Annotated in this window: 13 protein-coding genes and 1 riboswitch; of the genes, 8 read left to right on the top strand and 5 right to left on the bottom strand. The window is 64.1% G+C overall.

Going from position 1 to position 16789, the window contains the following annotated elements; translation table 11 throughout:
• Positions 1–9 precede the first annotated feature (9 nt).
• A riboswitch (TPP riboswitch) is annotated at positions 10–115 on the bottom strand.
• A 119-nt stretch (positions 116–234) separates the two neighbouring features.
• The 3 genes from solA to GDR74_RS16645 all read left to right on the top strand — a co-directional run bounded on the left by solA (position 235) and on the right by GDR74_RS16645 (position 4092).
• Positions 235–1431, top strand: coding sequence for an N-methyl-L-tryptophan oxidase (solA, locus tag GDR74_RS16655; protein WP_152587343.1), 1197 nt, complete (start codon positions 235–237; stop codon positions 1429–1431).
• 259 nt (positions 1432–1690) lie between these two features.
• Positions 1691–3388, top strand: coding sequence for an HWE histidine kinase domain-containing protein (locus GDR74_RS16650; protein ID WP_194164565.1), 1698 nt, complete (start codon positions 1691–1693; stop codon positions 3386–3388).
• A gap of 101 nt (positions 3389–3489) precedes the next feature.
• Complete coding sequence (locus tag GDR74_RS16645) at positions 3490–4092, top strand: cysteine hydrolase family protein (protein WP_152587341.1); 603 nt, start codon at positions 3490–3492, stop codon at positions 4090–4092.
• A gap of 32 nt (positions 4093–4124) precedes the next feature.
• On the opposite strand, the gene GDR74_RS16640 is transcribed toward GDR74_RS16645, so the two are convergent.
• Positions 4125–6494 (bottom strand): Tex family protein, encoded by a 2370-nt coding sequence (locus GDR74_RS16640; RefSeq protein ID WP_152587340.1) that lies wholly within the window; start codon positions 6492–6494, stop codon positions 4125–4127.
• 183 nt (positions 6495–6677) lie between these two features.
• On the opposite strand from GDR74_RS16640, the gene GDR74_RS16635 reads away from it, so the two are divergent.
• Positions 6678–8024: an Hsp70 family protein gene (locus GDR74_RS16635; RefSeq protein WP_152587339.1), complete on the top strand. Its 1347-nt coding sequence runs from the start codon at positions 6678–6680 to the stop codon at positions 8022–8024.
• A gap of 324 nt (positions 8025–8348) precedes the next feature.
• Here the strand turns inward: GDR74_RS16635 and GDR74_RS16630 are convergent, their stop codons facing one another.
• The 4 genes from GDR74_RS16630 to GDR74_RS16615 all read right to left on the bottom strand — a co-directional run bounded on the left by GDR74_RS16630 (position 8349) and on the right by GDR74_RS16615 (position 12361).
• A complete protein-coding gene (locus tag GDR74_RS16630; RefSeq protein ID WP_246179696.1) occupies positions 8349–10607 on the bottom strand; it encodes a mechanosensitive ion channel family protein in 2259 nt (752 codons plus the stop codon).
• 196 nt (positions 10608–10803) lie between these two features.
• On the bottom strand, positions 10804–11019 hold the full coding sequence (locus GDR74_RS16625) for a hypothetical protein (protein WP_152587338.1): 216 nt from the start codon (positions 11017–11019) through the stop codon (positions 10804–10806).
• 233 nt (positions 11020–11252) lie between these two features.
• A complete protein-coding gene (ahpD, locus tag GDR74_RS16620) occupies positions 11253–11798 on the bottom strand; it encodes an alkylhydroperoxidase, AhpD family (RefSeq protein WP_152587337.1) in 546 nt (181 codons plus the stop codon).
• A gap of 8 nt (positions 11799–11806) precedes the next feature.
• Positions 11807–12361 (bottom strand): peroxiredoxin, encoded by a 555-nt coding sequence (locus tag GDR74_RS16615; RefSeq protein WP_152587336.1) that lies wholly within the window; start codon positions 12359–12361, stop codon positions 11807–11809.
• 178 nt (positions 12362–12539) lie between these two features.
• Here GDR74_RS16615 and GDR74_RS16610 point away from each other — a divergent pair, with 178 nt between their 5' ends.
• The 4 genes from GDR74_RS16610 to GDR74_RS16595 all read left to right on the top strand — a co-directional run bounded on the left by GDR74_RS16610 (position 12540) and on the right by GDR74_RS16595 (position 16749).
• Entirely contained in the window at positions 12540–12842 is a 303-nt protein-coding gene (locus tag GDR74_RS16610; RefSeq protein WP_152587335.1) for a plasmid stabilization protein, read from the top strand.
• 252 nt (positions 12843–13094) lie between these two features.
• Positions 13095–14018: a dihydrodipicolinate synthase family protein gene (locus tag GDR74_RS16605; RefSeq protein ID WP_152587334.1), complete on the top strand. Its 924-nt coding sequence runs from the start codon at positions 13095–13097 to the stop codon at positions 14016–14018.
• A gap of 4 nt (positions 14019–14022) precedes the next feature.
• Complete coding sequence (locus GDR74_RS16600) at positions 14023–14793, top strand: SDR family oxidoreductase (RefSeq protein ID WP_152587333.1); 771 nt, start codon at positions 14023–14025, stop codon at positions 14791–14793.
• Positions 14794–15093: 300 nt separating this feature from the next.
• Complete coding sequence (locus tag GDR74_RS16595; protein WP_246179688.1) at positions 15094–16749, top strand: MBL fold metallo-hydrolase; 1656 nt, start codon at positions 15094–15096, stop codon at positions 16747–16749.
• Positions 16750–16789 lie beyond the last annotated feature (40 nt).

Genomic DNA, 16789 nt, shown 5'->3' with positions numbered 1-16789 from the left:
GGTCATCCTGCTGTATGGCATTCTCATTCCCTCCGCCGGCATGACCCGGATCAGGTTCGACGGGTCGGCAGCCGCGCTGCCTCTCAGCCCCTTCAGGGCTCCCCGTGAGACAGCCTGATTCTTAGTGCAATTCGCCTCCTGGAACAAGCGCATCCCGGGGGACGAAACTCCGCAGGATGTTGCTGCCTCGGGCGAAACCTGCTTGGAATGGCACGGAAGGCCGAGGGGGGACCGATGGCGGAGCAGGCATCAGTCTATGACGTCGCCGTAGTAGGGCTTGGTGCCATGGGGGCGGCGGCTCTTTACCAGCTCGCCAAGCTGGGAGCGAAGGCCGTCGGAATCGACAGACACGCGCCGCCTCACGATCAGGGCTCGACCCATGGCGAGACGAGGATCACGCGCCAGGCAATCGGGGAGGGCGTCGCCTATGTTCCCCTGGCCCTGCGGTCCAACGAGATCTGGCGGGAACTCGAGGCCGAGACCGGGGAGCGGTTGCTGAGCCAGATCGGCTGCCTCATCATCGGCACGATGAGCCCGGCTGCGAGCGGCCCGATCCGCAGGAGCTTTCTCGCGACCACCAGGCAGGCCGCGGAGGACTATGGGCTCGCGCACGAGATCCTTTCCGCGGAGGAGATCCGTAAGCGGTTTCCGCAATTCATGCCGCTGGACGGTGAAACCGGATATTTCGAGCCGGGCGGGGGATACCTCGATCCGGAGCGGTGCGTCGCAGCCCAGCTCATGCGGGCGAAGGCCTTGGGAGCCGGGCTCCGTCTGGGCGAGACCGTTCGTTCCCTGGCGCCAGCGGGAGGCGGCGTGAAGATCGGGACGGATGGTGGAACGGTATATGCTTCGAAAGTCATCGTCTCAGCGGGTCCGTGGGCGCCATCGCTGCTTGGGCCGCCGTTCAGCGAGCTGCTGACCCCGAGCCGGCAGGTCATGCACTGGTTCCCCGTCGATCCGGACTGGGGCAGCCGCTGGGCGGACGGCCCTGTCTTCATTTGGGCTCCCGGAGGCGACCCAAGGGATTTCTTCTACGGCTTCCCGTCCCTGCCGGGATCGGGGACGATGAAGACGGCCGGCGAGCAATACGACGAGGCGACCGCCCCGGAGACCGTCCAACGCAAGGTCGCTCCTGCGGAGTCTCAAGCCATGTACGAGGCTCACCTGGCCGGTCGCGTCCGGGGGATCGGACGTCGGGCGGTCCGTGCGGTTACGTGTCTCTACACCGTCACGCCCGATTCCCACTTCCTGATCGACCGCCATCCCGATGACGAGCGGATCTTCGTTGTCTCCCCATGCTCCGGTCATGGTTTCAAGCACTCGGCCGCCGTCGGCGAGGCAGCCGCCCAGATGGCGACGGAGGGACGGAGCCGGATCGACCTGTCGCCCTTTGCCCTGTCCCGGTTCCGGTCCTCGCCGATGCCGGAATAGGCAAGGGTCATCGCATCCGGCGCCGGGGGCGCGAGAGAGAATATTGTCCTGGCGGCGTGCTCTCGAGTCCGATCGTACTTCGAAGGAGCAGGATTGTTGCTTTGCATCGCCGGGCGAGCGGTTTAATGATGGGCCTGCCTTGGCGGTGGGTGGGGTGAAAGAGGCGACTTAGGTTCGGTTGATGGAAGAGCTGCCGATATACAGTGGGCAAGCGATCTTTTATGTCTTCATCGCGTGTCTCGCCCTCGTCGCCTCATGGTTGGCCGGGCGAGCATCCGCGCAGCGGCCTCTCGCCGCCTTCAACCAGGCCGTCGAACGGTGGCGGAAGGGCGACCTTCAGACCCGGATCAAGGTGCTCGATCCGCATACGCCCATCGGACGGTTGAGCCTTGCCTTCAACGACATGGCGACCAAGCTGAGCCTTCGAGAAGCGGAGCGCGAAAGCGTCCTGCGTGTGCTGCGCGAGGGTGAGGAGCGTCTTCAGATCGCTCAGGACGTCGCAGGCCTCGGCATCTGGGACTGGAACCATCTCACCGGCGAGATCTCCTGGTCCGCGCAGATGTATCAGCTGGTCGGCCTCGATCGGGACACGACCGATACCAATCTGTCTCTCGTCTGGCAGCAACTCATCCACCCCGACGACCGGGCCTGGATGGAGCAGGAGGTCCGGCGCTTCTCGCGCACGCTCGATCCTCTGACCGCAGAGTACCGGATCGTCCGCGACGACGGTTCGATCAGGTGGCTCCTCATGCGCGGGCAGTCGCTTCCCGACGCCGCGGGCAAGCCCGTCCGAACGGTGATCGTCAACCTCGACATCACGTCGAGCAAGGACAGCGAGATGCGGGAGCGTTTCCTCTTGTCCTTGAGCGACAAAATCAGGGATCTCGATCGCCCGGACGAAATTCTCCTGGCGGTGGCCGAGGCGCTTGGACATCATCTCGGCGTGGCCCGGGTCGGGTACGGCGACGTGGACGATGCGACGATGGTCCTGACGACGCTGGTCGACTGGCACACGGACGAAACCCCGGATGCGTCCGGGCGGCATCCGCTGAAGCCTTTCGGTCCGTCCTTCTGCTCCGATCTGAGATCCGGGCGGGTGGTGGTGTTCGACGATGCGCTCTCGGACCCGCGGGCGGAGGGGCATTACGCTGCCTACGCCGCCCTGGACTGCATCGCCTCGATCTCGGTACCACTCGTCAAGGAGGGGCAGCTCAGGGCCGCACTCTACATTCACAGCGGTATGCCGCGGCGCTGGTCGCAGGGTGAAATCGAACTGTGCCGGGATGTGGCCGAGCGCACGTGGGCGGCGGTGGAGCGGGCGAAATCCGATGCGCGGCGCCGCTTGCTCATCAACGAGCTCAATCACCGGGTGAAGAACACGTTGGCCACGGTCCAGTCCATCGCGGCGCAGAGCTTCAAGGCCGAAGAACCCAAGGCGGCGCGGGAGGCTTTCGAGGCGCGCCTCTTCGCACTCTCGAAGACGCATGACGTACTGACGCGCGAGAACTGGGAGGGCGTCAACCTGCGCGACATAGCCGAGGAGGCGGTGGCGCCATACCGCCGGGAGCAGGTCGAGCGGTTCGTCATCGAGGGGCCTGCTCTCCATGTGCCGCCGCGAATTGCGCTTCCGCTCGCCATGGCCTTGCACGAGCTGTCCACCAATGCGGTGAAGTACGGAGCTCTTTCCGTCGACAGCGGTCGCGTGCTCATCCATTGGGATCTGGTGGAGGGCTGGGACGAAAAAGGTCTCATCATGCACTGGCAGGAGGAGGGCGGGCCGCCCGTGAAGGCACCCACGCGCAAGGGCTTCGGTTCGAGGCTGATCGAGCGCAGCCTCTCGCGGGAGCTTTCAGGACGCGTGACGCTGGACTATCGTCCCTCGGGTCTCGTCTGCACGATCAGCCTTCCTCTTCCCCTCGCACAGGGAACTTTGGCGCGCGCGGCGAGCTTCTCCTGACCGAAGCCGGCCCGTCGATCCGAACGGCTCTTGATGCGAAGACGGGCTGGAACACGCGAGCCGCGGCCCCGTTTGGAATGGGAGATTTCGATGAGTGTTCCATGGGTTCCCTGCTGAATGGCCCCCTGACCGAGCGATCGGTTCATTTGTGCATCGACATGCAACGCCTGTTCTCTCCGGACGGTCCCTGGCCGACCCCCTGGATGGAGCGTGTGCTTCCAACCGTTGCGCGCATCGCGGAACGCTTTCCCGAGCGGACGGTCTTCACCCGGTTCATTACGCCGGAGCGGCCAGAGGATATGCCCGGCACATGGCGCTCCTACTACGAGCGCTGGCGCCAAACGACACGTGAGCATCTTGATCCTCGGCTTCTGGAGCTGATGCCTCCCTTGGCGAGGCTCGTGCCGCCCGCGGTCGTGATCGACAAGCCCGTCTATTCCGCTTTTGCCGGGCACAGGCTCGCCGATCTCCTCAAGGAGCGGCAGGCCGATGCCCTGGTCGTCACCGGGTCGGAGACCGACGTGTGCGTCCTGGCGACCGTGCTCGGCGCAGTCGACCACGGATATCGCGTGGTCATCGTCGCAGACGGTTTGTGCAGCTCGTCCGACGAAGGCCACGACAGCCTTCTCTCGCTCTACAGCAAGCGCTTCAGTCAGCAGATCGAGACGGTCGACAGCGAGACCGTGCTCTCGGCGTGGAGCTAGCACCTCATCCTCGATCCTCCACGGGAAAGCGCTTAACGACCAACGTTCCCGCCCTTGCCTCGCCCTGAAGATGCCCCGGCCAATCCTGCCCGGCGGAGGGCTTCGGCCATCGCGCCTCCGGCCGAGGCGCCCGCGTCCTGGCCGCCGACGCGCTTGCCGGCACCGTGAGGCGGACGGCCCTTGCTCGTGGGGGCCGTATCCTGCCCCCGCACGCCCGGCCCCTTTCCGGCCGGGTCGCTCATGCGCATCGTGAGGGAAATGCGCTTGCGTGCCTGGTCCACTTCGAGCACCTTGACGCGGACGATATCGCCCGGCTTCACCACGCTTCGAGGGTCCTTCACGAAGCTATCGGACAGCGCCGAAATGTGGACGAGGCCGTCCTGATGGACGCCGATATCGACAAAAGCGCCGAAAGCGGCGACGTTCGTCACGACGCCTTCGAGCACCATGCCAGGCTTCAGATCGCCGATCGTCTCCACGCCCTCGAGGAATGTCGCCGTCTTGAATTCGGGGCGAGGGTCGCGCCCTGGCTTCTCCAGTTCGCTGAGAATGTCCTTCACGGTGGGAATGCCGAATTTCTCGTCGGTGAAGTCGCTCGGCTTGAGCGCCCTCAGGACCGCCGCATTGCCGATCAGGACCTTGATGTCGCTCTTCGTTGCCTCGATGATACGCCGCACGACGGGATAAGCTTCGGGATGCACGCCCGATGCGTCGAGAGGATCGTCCCCATTGGGGATGCGCAGGAAGCCCGCGGCCTGCTCGAAGGTCTTCGGCCCGAGGCCCATCACGTGATTGAGGTCTTTCCGCGTACGGAACGGGCCATTCGCGTTGCGGTGCGCCACGATGTTCTGCGCGACCCATTCACCGAGGCCGGAGACACGGGCCAGGAGCGGGGCCGATGCGGTGTTGAGATCGACGCCCACCGCATTCACGCAGTCCTCCACGACGGCATCGAGGGAGCGCGACAGTTTGTGCTCCGCCAGATCGTGCTGATATTGGCCGACGCCGATGGATTTCGGGTCGATCTTGACGAGTTCCGCCAAGGGGTCCTGCAGGCGCCGGGCGATGGATACGGCCCCGCGCAGGGACACGTCGAGGTCTGGCAATTCCTGGCTGGCATAGGCCGAAGCCGAATAGACCGAAGCGCCCGCTTCGGAGACCATGATCTTCGTCAGCTTCAGGTCCGGGTGCCTGGCCACGAGCTCTCCCGCGAGCTTGTCGGTCTCTCGGGAGGCGGTGCCGTTCCCGATGGCGACGAGCTCGACCTTGTGGGCCCGGCAGAGGCGGGCGAGCGTCGCGATGGACTCGTCCCATTGCCGCTTCGGTTCGTGCGGATAGATGGTGTCGGTGGCGACCACCTTACCGGTTGCATCCACAACAGCCACCTTCACGCCCGTGCGGTACCCCGGGTCGAGGCCGAGCGTCGGGCGCGCACCGGCGGGAGCGGCAAGAAGCAGATCGCGCAGGTTCCCGGCGAACACCTTGACCGCCTCATCCTCGGCCGTCTGCCAGAGGCGCATCTTCATGTCGAGTTCGATGGAAAAGCGCAGCTTCGTCCGCCACGCCCAGCGCACGGTCTCGAGAAGCCAGCGGTCTCCGGGACGTCCCTTGTCCGCGATGCCGAAGGCCAGAGCCGTCCGTCCCTCATAGGAGCTGACGTAACCGGGCTGTCCGGCATCCTTGTCCTCCTCCATGCGCAGGTCGAGGATTTCCTCCTTCTCGCCGCGGAACAGGGCAAGGATCCGGTGCGAGGGCAGCTTCGTCAGCGGCTCCGCGAAGTCGAAGTAGTCCGCAAACTTCGCTCCGTCCTTCTCCTTGCCCTCCCGCACCTTCGAGGTCAGCCGTCCTCGCTGCCAGTAGATCTCGCGCAGTGCGCCCAGGAGTTCGGCATTCTCGGAGAATCGCTCCACGAGGATGGCGCGCGCGCCCTCCAGCGCAGCCTCCGGGCTGGCAACTTCCTTCGCAGGATCCACGAAGGCGGCCGCTGCCTCCTTCGGGTCGTTCTCCGGGTGGGCGAGCAGTCGGTCGGCGAGAGGTTCGAGCCCGGCTTCCTTTGCAATCTGAGCCTTGGTGCGGCGCTTCGGCTTGAAGGGAAGGTAAAGGTCCTCGAGGCGCGCCTTCGTATCGGCGCCGTTGATCTGCGCTGCGAGTTCCTCGGTGAGCTTCCCTTGTTCACGAATGCTTTCGAGGATGGTCCTGCGGCGCTCCTCCAGCTCTCTCAGGTAGCGCAGTCGCTCCTCGAGCGTGCGCAACTGAGCGTCGTCCAGCGTCCCCGTCGCCTCCTTCCGGTATCGGGCGATGAAGGGAACGGTCGCTCCGCCGTCCAGGAGCGCGATGGCGGCATTGACCTGCCACTCCTGAACATTGAGCTCGCTGGCAATGCGCTGGCCGATGGATTGCATTGAGTCGCTTCCTCCAGAACAAGGCGCGGCTTCTACGGGCCGCTTTTCATCCGGTCAACGGGCCCCGCCCACGGCCGGGGCGCTGTGCCGCAACGGAAAGCGGGTGGCTCCGAGAGGTTTTCCCTTGGCTCGGACGGCATCGGACGATAGACCGTCCGGCCCGCCTGCTACGAGGGTTCCACCATGTCCTCTGCCTTCCAAGACGTTTCGATCGGCATCGATTTCGGTACGAGCAACACGGTGGTCGCCATCGCGGACCGGGGTGGGCGCGTGGAGGCCCTGACCTTCGACCACCGGGGCGCGAGGCTCAGGATCTACACCACGGCGCTTTGCTTCTGGGACGAGCGGGATGGCAACGGGCTGCGGACAAGGGTCGAGGGCGGCCCATGGGCCATCGAGCGCTTCCTCGAGGGAGTGTCCGCGCACCGCTTCATCCAGTCCTTCAAGACCTTCGCCGCCAGCGCTTCCTTCCAGGAGACCCGGATCTTCAGGGAGCGTTTCCGTTTCGAGGATCTGCTGAGCACTTTCCTGCGGACGCTTCTGCAGCATGCCGGCGGACGGATCGACCTGGCGGCCGGGAACATCACGATCGGGCGTCCCGTGGAATTTGCCGGGTACAATCCGGACGACGCCCTCGCCATGCGCCGTTACGGCACGGCCTTCGGAAAACTGGGGGCGGGCCACGCCCGGTACGCGTATGAGCCTGTCGGCGCCGCCTTCTTCTATGCCCGCGAGCTCACCCGGGACGCTACGGTTCTGGTGGCGGATTTCGGAGGCGGCACGAGCGATTTTTCCGTCATGCGGTTCTCCCGCGTCGGCGGCGCTCTACGGGCGGAGCCCCTGAGCCATACCGGCATCGGAATCGCAGGGGATGCGTTCGACTACCGCATCGTCGACAGGATCGTCTCGCCCCGGCTTGGAAAAGGCGGAAGCTACAGGTCGATGGGCAAGATCCTGTCGATCCCCAATCACTACTACGCCAATTTCGCCCGCTGGAACCAGCTCGCTCTCATGAAGGGCAACGGCGATCTGAAGGAGCTGCGCGAGCTGGCCCGGAGCGCTCTCGATCCCGAGCCCTTGGAGCGGTTTGCGGATATCGTCGAGTATGACCTCGGCTTCGATCTTTACCGCGCCGTCTCAGCGGCCAAGGTCGCACTGTCCTCCGAGGAGGAGACCGAGTTCCGGTTTCGGGCCGAGGGGATCGAGGTGTGTGCTCCCGTCACGCGCAGCCAGTTCGAGAGCTGGATTGCGGAGGACGTCCGCAGCATCGGCGACACCGTCGACCGGGCTCTCCTTTCGGCGCGGGTGCGGCCGGAGGAGATCGACCGGGTGTTCCTCACCGGCGGCACATCCTTCGTCCCGGCGATCCGACGGCTGTTCCTGGAGCGGTTCGGTGAGAGCCGGCTGTCTTCCGCCGATCAGTTCGAGTCCATTGCCTATGGTCTCGCCCTGATCGGCCAGACCGACGATCCCGACCGATGGGTCGTGGGTCCGAGGGAGCGGGAGAGGGCAACAATGTCCTTGCCGTGAGGCTCGAGGACGGACTTTATTTGCGGCGCAGCTTAACGCCGAGCCAAAGCGAGCCCGGCCGTGTCCCAGCCCTCTCGCGAGACCGTTTCCGACAAGGACTGCCGCTCCGCGAAGATATTGGAGTACGCGCGTCCGTTGACGTCGCCTTATCTCGATTGCTCTCCGGAGGCGGCGTCGGAACTCGCTATCGCTCGCGAAGAGGACGTATTGGCGCCTCTCCGGTGGAACGGCACCGGGGGCATCTTCTTGCGGCGCGAAGGGCGATAAGCCTCTCCCGCCGTTCCCCTGTCAAAGGGCACGCGCGGCGGGGTGCTTGGCAAGCCGCTAAGCCGGGGGCGGCTTGAGGATCTTGAGGCCTTCCTGAGCGGCGGCCAGACCGGCATCCTCTCGCCCCGCCACCTGCACCGTGGGCAGGGCGAACTCGATGCCGTTCTCTTCGAAGGCTTTCTTGATCAGCGCGTTGGCTCTGCGGCGGATGGCGAACTGCTCACCCGGCCGGGTCATCATCTTCAGTCTGATCTGGATCGCGAAGTCGCCGAACTCCTCGACGCCCTGCATCTTGAGCGGTTCGATGATCTTAGGGGCAAACTCCGGGTCCTCGGCGAGTTCCTTCCCGATCTTCTTGATGACCTGCTTCACCTTCGCGAGGTCGGTGTCGTAGGTCACGTTGATGGCCATCTTGTCTATCACCCAATCGCGGCTCATGTTCTGCACCGCGCCGAGCTGGCCGTAGGGAACGGTGAAGATCGGCCCTCGATGGTGCCGCAGCTTGACCGACCGAAAGCCCAACGACTCCACGGTGCCCTTGTAACTGCCGCTCTGGATGTACTCACCGACGCGGAACGCGTCGTCGAGAAGATAGAAGATCCCGCTGATCACGTCCTTTACCAGCGTCTGAGAGCCGAATCCGACCGCCACGCCCACGATTCCGGCGCCGGCAATCAGCGGACCGATCTCGACACCGAGCGCAGCGAGAGCCATCAGGACGGCAACGACGGCGAGAACGGCGAAGATCACACTGCGGAAGATCGGCAGGAGGGTTCGCAGTCGCGCCTGCCTGAGTGCTTCTGCGCTGCCGGGAGACGCCATCGCTGCGACTTCCGCGAGACGCCTGTCGATCACGGTCTTTGCAATCTGCCACAGGAGGTCGGCCACGAGGAGAATGACGACGCTGCTCAGCATCCCCCTGAGGAGACGATTGAGGATGGTGTCTCTGCTGGTCACTTCGATGAGGTCGATGTCCCATACGTGCGCCAGAAGCAGCGCGGCTCCGGCAATCAGCGCGACCCGAATGCCCCGGTCGAGATAAATGGCGATCAGGCTCTGACTGTCGGAGGGAGTGCTGTCGGCGGCGGTACGAAGGGCGTGTCGGCTTGCCTTTTCGCCGACGCGGATGGCTAGAGGGAGCAGAGTAGCGACCGCACCCAGCCAGAACAGGCGTGTGAAGCCGGCGACCCACAAGACCCAAAGGAGCACGAACAGAACCGACAGAAGGGATGCCGCGACCGTGTGGGAGAGGTGGCGCGGGCTCTGTTCCCGATTGCCCGTGCCGGCATGGATGCGCGGACGCATCCAGACAATGCCGATGGCGATCAGCAGGAGACCAATCCCGAGACCGTAGGCCATCAGCCTCCTTGCTTCCACCGAAAGCCCCAGCGCTCGCAACACGTCGACCGTCGCCCATCCGATCACGAACCAGCCTACGAAGGCGCCGAGACCCCGATACCAGAAGCGGGCCTCTTCCGTTGTCGCGGGAAGGAGCCGGAAACTTGCGATCTCCTCCGGGTCGTCCAGGCGGGGAGCGAGGAAGAGCCGCAGGCCGACGAGGGTGAGGCGAAGCATGACGCCGGCGATCAGATAAGCCATGACGACCTGCTTCAGGAGCGGAGGCCACTCGAGTGCGAGGAAGGCGCCGACGCTCCCGAGAGCGAAGATCACGACCTCGCTCAGGCTGAAAGCCAACCTCATCCCGATCATCCTCAGTCTCTCCATGGGAGTGTGCTGCGGAAGCCTGAGAATGCGCCTTCTGAACCCTGCCGTGGCCATCCAGAAGAGCCATTCGAGGCCTGCGCCGAGGACGAGGAAACCCGCGATCAGAATGAGAATGCCATAGACGCTCCGCCCCTGCAGCTCGGCGATGAGCCGCCCGATCCCGTCCCGGAGCTCTGCGGGAAGGTAGGGGAGAGCTTGCGCGAGCAAGACCAGGTGCGTTCTGAGAGCTGCAATTCTTCCCGCAACTATCTCGGATGTCACCGATTCTCCCTCGGGTGGGGTTCGGACGGCAGGGGAAGAAGGGGACTTCTGCTGCTCGTCCATCCAGGATTTGACGGTTGGGTCCTGAAGCAGCTTCAGAAGTTGCTGAACCTGCGCCGGAGGAGCCTCCGACGCGGAATGCTGGGCCCTGGCAGGTCCGGCCCAGGACATGAGGGAAAGCCCGACGAGGAGGAGACATATCGCCCGAACTGGGCCAGTCAGACCGAGGAAGGTCATCAGACCCTTGTCGCGTCTTCCCGAGGTCCCACGGAATGGGGCCGGAAACCTGTCGCCAAGGCTAGGAAAATTGGAAAGCGGGCTGAAGGTCATGGTCGATCCTACGGCAGATCGGGTGTCAGGACCAATCTCCTGCTTTTCCCCTCTGGGAATTCTGCCTCGCCGGCGCAGTTCCTGCAGCCGGAGCGTGTGCGGAATATCCGCTGGAAATGATGCTCAAGCTTCAAGCAGGAAAGCAAGGGCGTGCCACGCAGGGATCGGCCGGGTAGCGCGCAGGGCCTGAAAGTCTTCAGGCTTTGAGCTTCCGGCTGCTCTTCGAGAAGATGCTGTGCTCCCGGGCGTCCAACAGTTCCGAAAGGCGCTCCGTGAGGTCCTGGAGCTGGTCGGCCGTCAGAACGAGCTTTGTCCGGCGTCCGGCGAAATCCTCGAAGTCGAGCTCGTATTCGTCCCGAACGGCCGAAGCATCGAACTTGAAGAGGCGGCGAGTTCGGACGGGACCGGCCACGATCGACTTCTCCTTTTAGGACAGTAAGCCTTTCGTTTAGGAAAGCCCCGACCGGTTTTCAACCCCGGTAGGAATGGAAGAGCGTCCTGAGGTCTGTCATGGGTGAAGCTGCCCCCTAGGGTCAGACGGCGCAGGACGGCCCCTCCGATATCTGAAACAAGATAACGGATATGAAGTGCGCGGCGCGGCGTCTCTGAAGGGCTGGGATGAACCCTCAGAGACGCCGACTGGCGTTACTCCGCCGCCATCAGGGGGGCGAACCCAGCGGCTTCCAGGGCGACGGCGGTCGACTGAATCACGGCAGCGAAGCGCACGGCAGTATGGATTTCTGCGGCGCTGACGCCTGCTTCCCGCAGGACCTTCTCATGGCTGTCGATGCACATTCCACAGCCATTGATGGCAGACACGGCAAGGGACCAGAGTTCGAAGTCGATCTTGTCCACGCCGGGATTGCCGATCACGTTCATACGCAGCCGCGCCGGCATCGTGCCGTACTCCTTGTTGGAGGCAAGATGCACGAACCGATAGTAGACATTGTTCATGGCCATGATCGATGCGGCCGCCCGGGCCGCATCGAGCGCCTGCGGCGAAAGATGGGCCTTCGCCTCGGCTTCGAGGGCCTGCGCCACGGTAGGGTTCCGGGTTGCAAGGCCGCAGGCCACGAAGAGGCCATACTTGCGCTGTGGCGGAAGGCTGTCGTCCGTCGCAAGGGCAGAGAGGTTGAGGCGCACGTCCTTCGCAAAGGGCGGGAGCTTTTCCTTGAGGCTTTCAATGGACATGGCGAACCTTAAGCGGCCTTCAGAGTCTCGCCGCCGACCTCCCGGTTGCACGGGCAGAGCTCATCCGTTTGGAGAGCGTCGAGCACGCGCAGGGTATCCTTCGGATTGCGGCCGACGTTCAGGTTCGTCGCGTAGACGTGCTGGATCGTGTTGTCCGGGTCGACGATGAAGGTGTAGCGGTAGGCGACACCGTCCGGAGCGCGCACGCCCAGGCCGTCGACGAGGGAGCCGTTCGTGTCGGCGAACTGCCAGATCGGAAGACGGTCAAGGTCGCGGTGATCGCGGCGCCAGGCAAGCTTGACGAACTCGTTGTCAGTCGACCCGCCCAGAACCACAGCGTCCCGATCTTCGAACTCGCCAGCCAAGCGTGCGAACTCGGCGATTTCAGTGGGGCAGACGAAGGTGAAATCCTTCGGATAAAAGAAAATAACCTTCCATTTTCCTGGGAAGCTTGCTTCCGTGATCGTCTCGAAGGCGCTTTCGCCGTTCTCGACGTGGCTGTTGAACTTCGGCTTCACGCCGGTGACGGAAAAAGCGGGCAGTTTCTGGCCGATACCCAGCATGACAATCTCCCAAGACATCGATGTTGCGGTGCACTGATGCAAAAGCCGTGCCGAAAGGTCAACAGGGCTGCCGGAAAAAGATCGGGCCAGGAACTCAGAGGGTGGCGCCCCGTTGAACAGACATGCGGACGCGGCAGGAGCCGCGTTGATAAGCTGTTGACGGTGCAGGAGAAAAAAGATGCCCCGTGGCGACAAGTCCGCCTACACGGACAAGCAGAAGCGCCAGGCCCGGCACATCGAGGAAACCTACGAGAGCCGGGGAGTTCCTGAGAAGGAGGCCGAAAGGCGAGCTTGGGCAACGGTGAACAAGGAAACGGGCGGCGGCAACAAGAGCGGATCGGGTCGCGGCCGGAAGGATAATCACGCCTCGGCGAAGCGCGGTGGCGAGCGGGGAGGCGCCGCCTCGGCTGCCCGTCCTGCGGCTGCGCGTTCGGCTTCGGCCAAGAAGGCGGCGGCGACGCGCAGAAAGAAGGCAGGCTGAACCGGCCGTTTTGCCTTCGGCAGCCGAACCTTGTTAAGCCGGCGAGGGGGAATTCCCTCATCCATGAGACACGGCGGCCCGCAAGTATACTACGGGATCCCGCACGTCTCCTGTTACGCTTAAACGAAAGGTGAGCCCAGCCAATCTTGTGGGAGTCCGTGTCCCCTGGTAAGCGGCTTGAAAGGCAAGGCCCGGGCCGCCTTGGCCTTGGTCCTCGATCTTCCGCCGGTGCACCCTTCCCAGGAGAACGTCTTGCTCACCAGTTCCGCAGCCGGGGTCTTCGTGATCTGCCCCACTCCCTTTCACGACGACGGGCGTCTCGATCTCGGATCGACCGACAGGATGGTGGAAGCTTTCCTGGCAGCGGGGGCAACAGGCCTCACGATCCTCGGGATCATGGGCGAGGCACCGAAGCTGGCGGCGGATGAGGCTCAGTCCTTTGCGAAGCAGGTGATCTCGGCCGTGGCAGGCCGCGTTCCCGTCATCGTCGGCGTGTCCGCGGCGGGCTTCGCCGCCATGTCGGCGCTGTCGCGGAAGGTCATGGATGCCGGCGCAGCCGGAGTGATGATCGCGCCGCCGGCCCACCTGCGGACCGACGATCAGATCGTTTCCTACTATGCCGATGCGGCGGAGGCGGTCGGCCGCGACACGCCCTTCGTGATTCAGGACTATCCCCTCGTTACCAACGTCGTGATGACGCCCCACGTGATCGGGCGGATCATCGAGCAGAATTCTTCCTGCGTCATGCTCAAGCACGAGGACTGGCCGGGTCTCGACAAGATCACGGCTCTGCGCCGGGCGAGCGATTCCGGGCAGTTGCGCCGCGTCTCGATTCTCTGCGGGAATGGAGGCCTCTTCCTTCCCTTCGAGATGGAAAGGGGCGCAGACGGCGCCATGACCGGCTATGCCTACCCAGAGATGCTGGTCGGCGTCGTCAATCTCATGAGGCAGGGAAAGCGTCGCGAGGCGCACGATCTCTTCGATCGGCATCTGCCGCTCGTCCGCTACGAGACCCAGCCCGGTGTCGGGCTTTCCGTTCGCAAGTATGTGCTGCAGCGCCGCGGGATCATTGCATCCGCCGCCTTGCGGAAGCCCGCTCCGAAGCTGACGCCAGAAACGATCGCCGACATAGAATGGTTGATGGAGCGCATCGAGCGCCCGCACGAGGGAGCCTGAGATCATGGAGACGAATCTGAAGGGGAAGCGCGCTCTGGTGCTCGGAGCAAGCAAGGGACTGGGCTACGGGATCGCTCAAGGCCTTGCGGAGGAGGGAGCGCGCGTTGCGATTGCAAGCCGCACGATGGAAGGCTCGAAGGCTGCAGCGGACAAGGTCGGAGCGCTCCCCTTCGTTTGCGACACGGGAAAATCGGATCAGATCGATGCCCTTGCAAAAGACGTCACTGCCGCTCTCGGCGGCGTGGATGTGCTCGTCCTGAACAGCGGCGGCCCGCCCCCCGGCAAGGCGCAGGGCGTCACATCCGAGCAGTGGCGCGCCTCATTCGAGGCCATGTTCGTCAACTTGGTCCGCCTCACCGATCATCTCCTGCCGGGCATGATCGAGCGCCGGTTCGGTCGCATCATATCCGTGATCTCGTCAGGCGTGATCCAGCCCATTCCCAATCTTGCCATTTCAAACGCCATACGTCCTGCCCTGGTCGGCTGGGGCAAGACGCTCGCCAGCGAAGTGGCCTCATTCGGAGTGACCGTCAACGCGATCGCGCCGGGGCGGATCGCGACCGACCGGTTGAAGCAGCTCGATGCCGCCAATGCAGAGCGCACGGGGCGTTCGGTCGAGGAGGTGGCGGCGGCCGCAAAGGCCGGGATTCCGGCTGGACGGTATGGCGAGATTGCGGAATTCGGCGCCGCGGCCGTGTTTCTTGCGAGCGAGCGCGCCTCGTTCATCACGGGATCGATCCTGCGCGTGGACGGTGGCCAGATCTCCTGCACCTGAGAGGCTCTCGCCGGCGACCCGACTGGAACCTGCAAGCCCCTGGACGTAGCGGTCCAGGGGCGTTTTTTCAGGCCGAAGTTCAGGGCCGCGACCGCAGAATGCGCGCAGCGCCTCACCCAGAGAGACGCCGTAACCGTCCTCCGATAGGGGCTTGGTGCTGCATTCCTTTCTTCCCCTTCAGGAGCCGTTCCGACCCGTTCATCAATCCTGGAGGTCTGTTCAGGGATTTCGGCCAACCAACCGTCAGAGGCCTTCGCGGGCGTGCAATCCCTGCCGTTCTCTCGACGGCCCGGCTTGATCATGCAATCCTTCGGTCCCGGAACGCCAGAGACGGAACGGACGACAGTGTCGCTACGCATTCATTTCTTCGGTGCGTCACGGACGGTGACGGGATCGTGTTTCCTGCTGGAGACGGACCGGGCGCGGGTCCTGATCGATTGCGGACTTTTCCAAGGAGCCAAGTCGGAGCGGGAGCTGAACTACCGTCCGCTCCCCTTCCGGGCCGGGAGCCTCAGCGCCGTTTGCCTGACCCATGCGCATATCGACCATAGCGGGCTTCTGCCGAAGCTTGTGCTCGCTGGGTTCGACGGCCCGATCTTCGCTACGGAACCCACATTGGACCTCGCCTCGGTGATGCTTCCGGATTCCGGACACATCCAGGAAGTCGAAGTCGACCAACTCAACCGGCGGAACGCCCGGAAAGGGGGCGCCCCCGTAACCCCAATCTATACGGCCCAGGATGCGATCTCCTGCCTCGATCGGTTTCGCGCCGTCCCTTATGACGAGTGGCGGGAGGTCGCCTCGGGGGTCCGGGCTCGCTACTGGAATGCCGGCCACCTTCTTGGGTCGGCATCGATAGAATTCGAAGTCGTCGCAGGAGGCGGACAGGAGCCTGTGCGGCTGCTCTTCTCCGGAGACCTCGGACCGAGCGCCAAGCTGCTTCAGCCCGAGCCGAACGGACCGCGCGACCTGGACTATGTCATCATGGAAGCCACTTACGGCGACACGGACCGCCCGGAGGTGACCATCGAGAAAAGGCGGCGGCTGCTGCGCGACGAAGTGCGTGCTGCCATGCGACCGAACGGTGTCCTTCTGATCCCGTCCTTCGCTGTCGAGCGCACGCAGGAGCTGCTGGTCGATCTCCTCGAGCTTGTCGAGGCAGGCGAACTCCCCAACATTCCTGTGTTCATCGACTCGCCGCTCGCGACGAAGGCCAGCGCGATTTTCAGACGGCATGCGGACGAGCTGAGAAACGGCAAGGACCTCATCGAGGCCCTGCAGTCACGGTGGGTCATCTTCACGGAGAGCGTCGAGCAGAGCAAGGCCATCGACAGGATTCAGGGTTTCCATATCATCATGGCGGCGAGCGGGATGTGTGAAGCCGGGAGGATCAAGCATCATCTGAAGGCGAACCTTTGGAAGGAGGAGACCACCGTTCTCTTCGTCGGGTACCAGGCCCAGGGAACGCTGGGCCGGATCCTGCAGGAGGGGGCCTCGCGGGTGCGCATCCATGGGGAGGAGATCAGCGTGCGCGCTCGCATGAGAACCCTCGATCTCTATTCCGGTCACGCCGACGCTCCGGAGCTTGCCACTTGGCTCTCCCATAGGCTCCCGGTCGGCAGGGGCGTCTTCCTGGTGCACGGAGAAGATCCCGCCCTGTCGAGTCTGAAAGGCATGCTGCAGCGCAAGGTGCCGACGGTTCCAATCCTCGTCCCGGAGCTTGACGATATATATGATCTGAGTGGCGACGCCCCGCGTCTGCAAGACGATCATGAGCGGCGTCTGGCCCCGTCCAGCACCGGACGGCAGGACTGGCACAACGAGTTCTCCAGGCTGATCCTCGACATCAATCAAGCCGTCGAGCAGGCGGCGGACAGGCGTGCGAAGAGCGTCATCATTCGGCGGCTGCGCCGGGCTCTGACAGAGGCAGCCGATGTGGATCGATCCTCTTCGTGAACTTTCTTTCGGGAGATGGTTATTTGATCAGGATCAAGGT

Origin of the sequence: Microvirga thermotolerans (assembly GCF_009363855.1) — a bacterium.
Taxonomy (GTDB): domain Bacteria; phylum Pseudomonadota; class Alphaproteobacteria; order Rhizobiales; family Beijerinckiaceae; genus Microvirga; species Microvirga thermotolerans.
The sequence above is the reverse complement of the archived record's forward strand: the minus strand, read 5'-3'. Positions and strand labels throughout refer to the sequence as shown.

What these genes read in the sequence shown, in the direction of transcription:
- solA (WP_152587343.1), top strand. Translation starts at nt 235, where the DNA reads ATGGCGGAGCAGGCATCAGTCTATGACGTCGCCGTAGTAGGGCTTGGT.
- GDR74_RS16645 (WP_152587341.1), top strand. Translation starts at nt 3,490, where the DNA reads ATGGGTTCCCTGCTGAATGGCCCCCTGACCGAGCGATCGGTTCATTTG.
- GDR74_RS16640 (WP_152587340.1), bottom strand. Translation starts at nt 6,494, where the DNA reads ATGCAATCCATCGGCCAGCGCATTGCCAGCGAGCTCAATGTTCAGGAG.
- GDR74_RS16635 (WP_152587339.1), top strand. Translation starts at nt 6,678, where the DNA reads ATGTCCTCTGCCTTCCAAGACGTTTCGATCGGCATCGATTTCGGTACG.
- GDR74_RS16630 (WP_246179696.1), bottom strand. Translation starts at nt 10,607, where the DNA reads ATGACCTTCAGCCCGCTTTCCAATTTTCCTAGCCTTGGCGACAGGTTT.
- ahpD (WP_152587337.1), bottom strand. Translation starts at nt 11,798, where the DNA reads ATGTCCATTGAAAGCCTCAAGGAAAAGCTCCCGCCCTTTGCGAAGGAC.
- GDR74_RS16615 (WP_152587336.1), bottom strand. Translation starts at nt 12,361, where the DNA reads ATGCTGGGTATCGGCCAGAAACTGCCCGCTTTTTCCGTCACCGGCGTG.
- GDR74_RS16610 (WP_152587335.1), top strand. Translation starts at nt 12,540, where the DNA reads ATGCCCCGTGGCGACAAGTCCGCCTACACGGACAAGCAGAAGCGCCAG.
- GDR74_RS16600 (WP_152587333.1), top strand. Translation starts at nt 14,023, where the DNA reads ATGGAGACGAATCTGAAGGGGAAGCGCGCTCTGGTGCTCGGAGCAAGC.
- GDR74_RS16595 (WP_246179688.1), top strand. Translation starts at nt 15,094, where the DNA reads ATGCAATCCTTCGGTCCCGGAACGCCAGAGACGGAACGGACGACAGTG.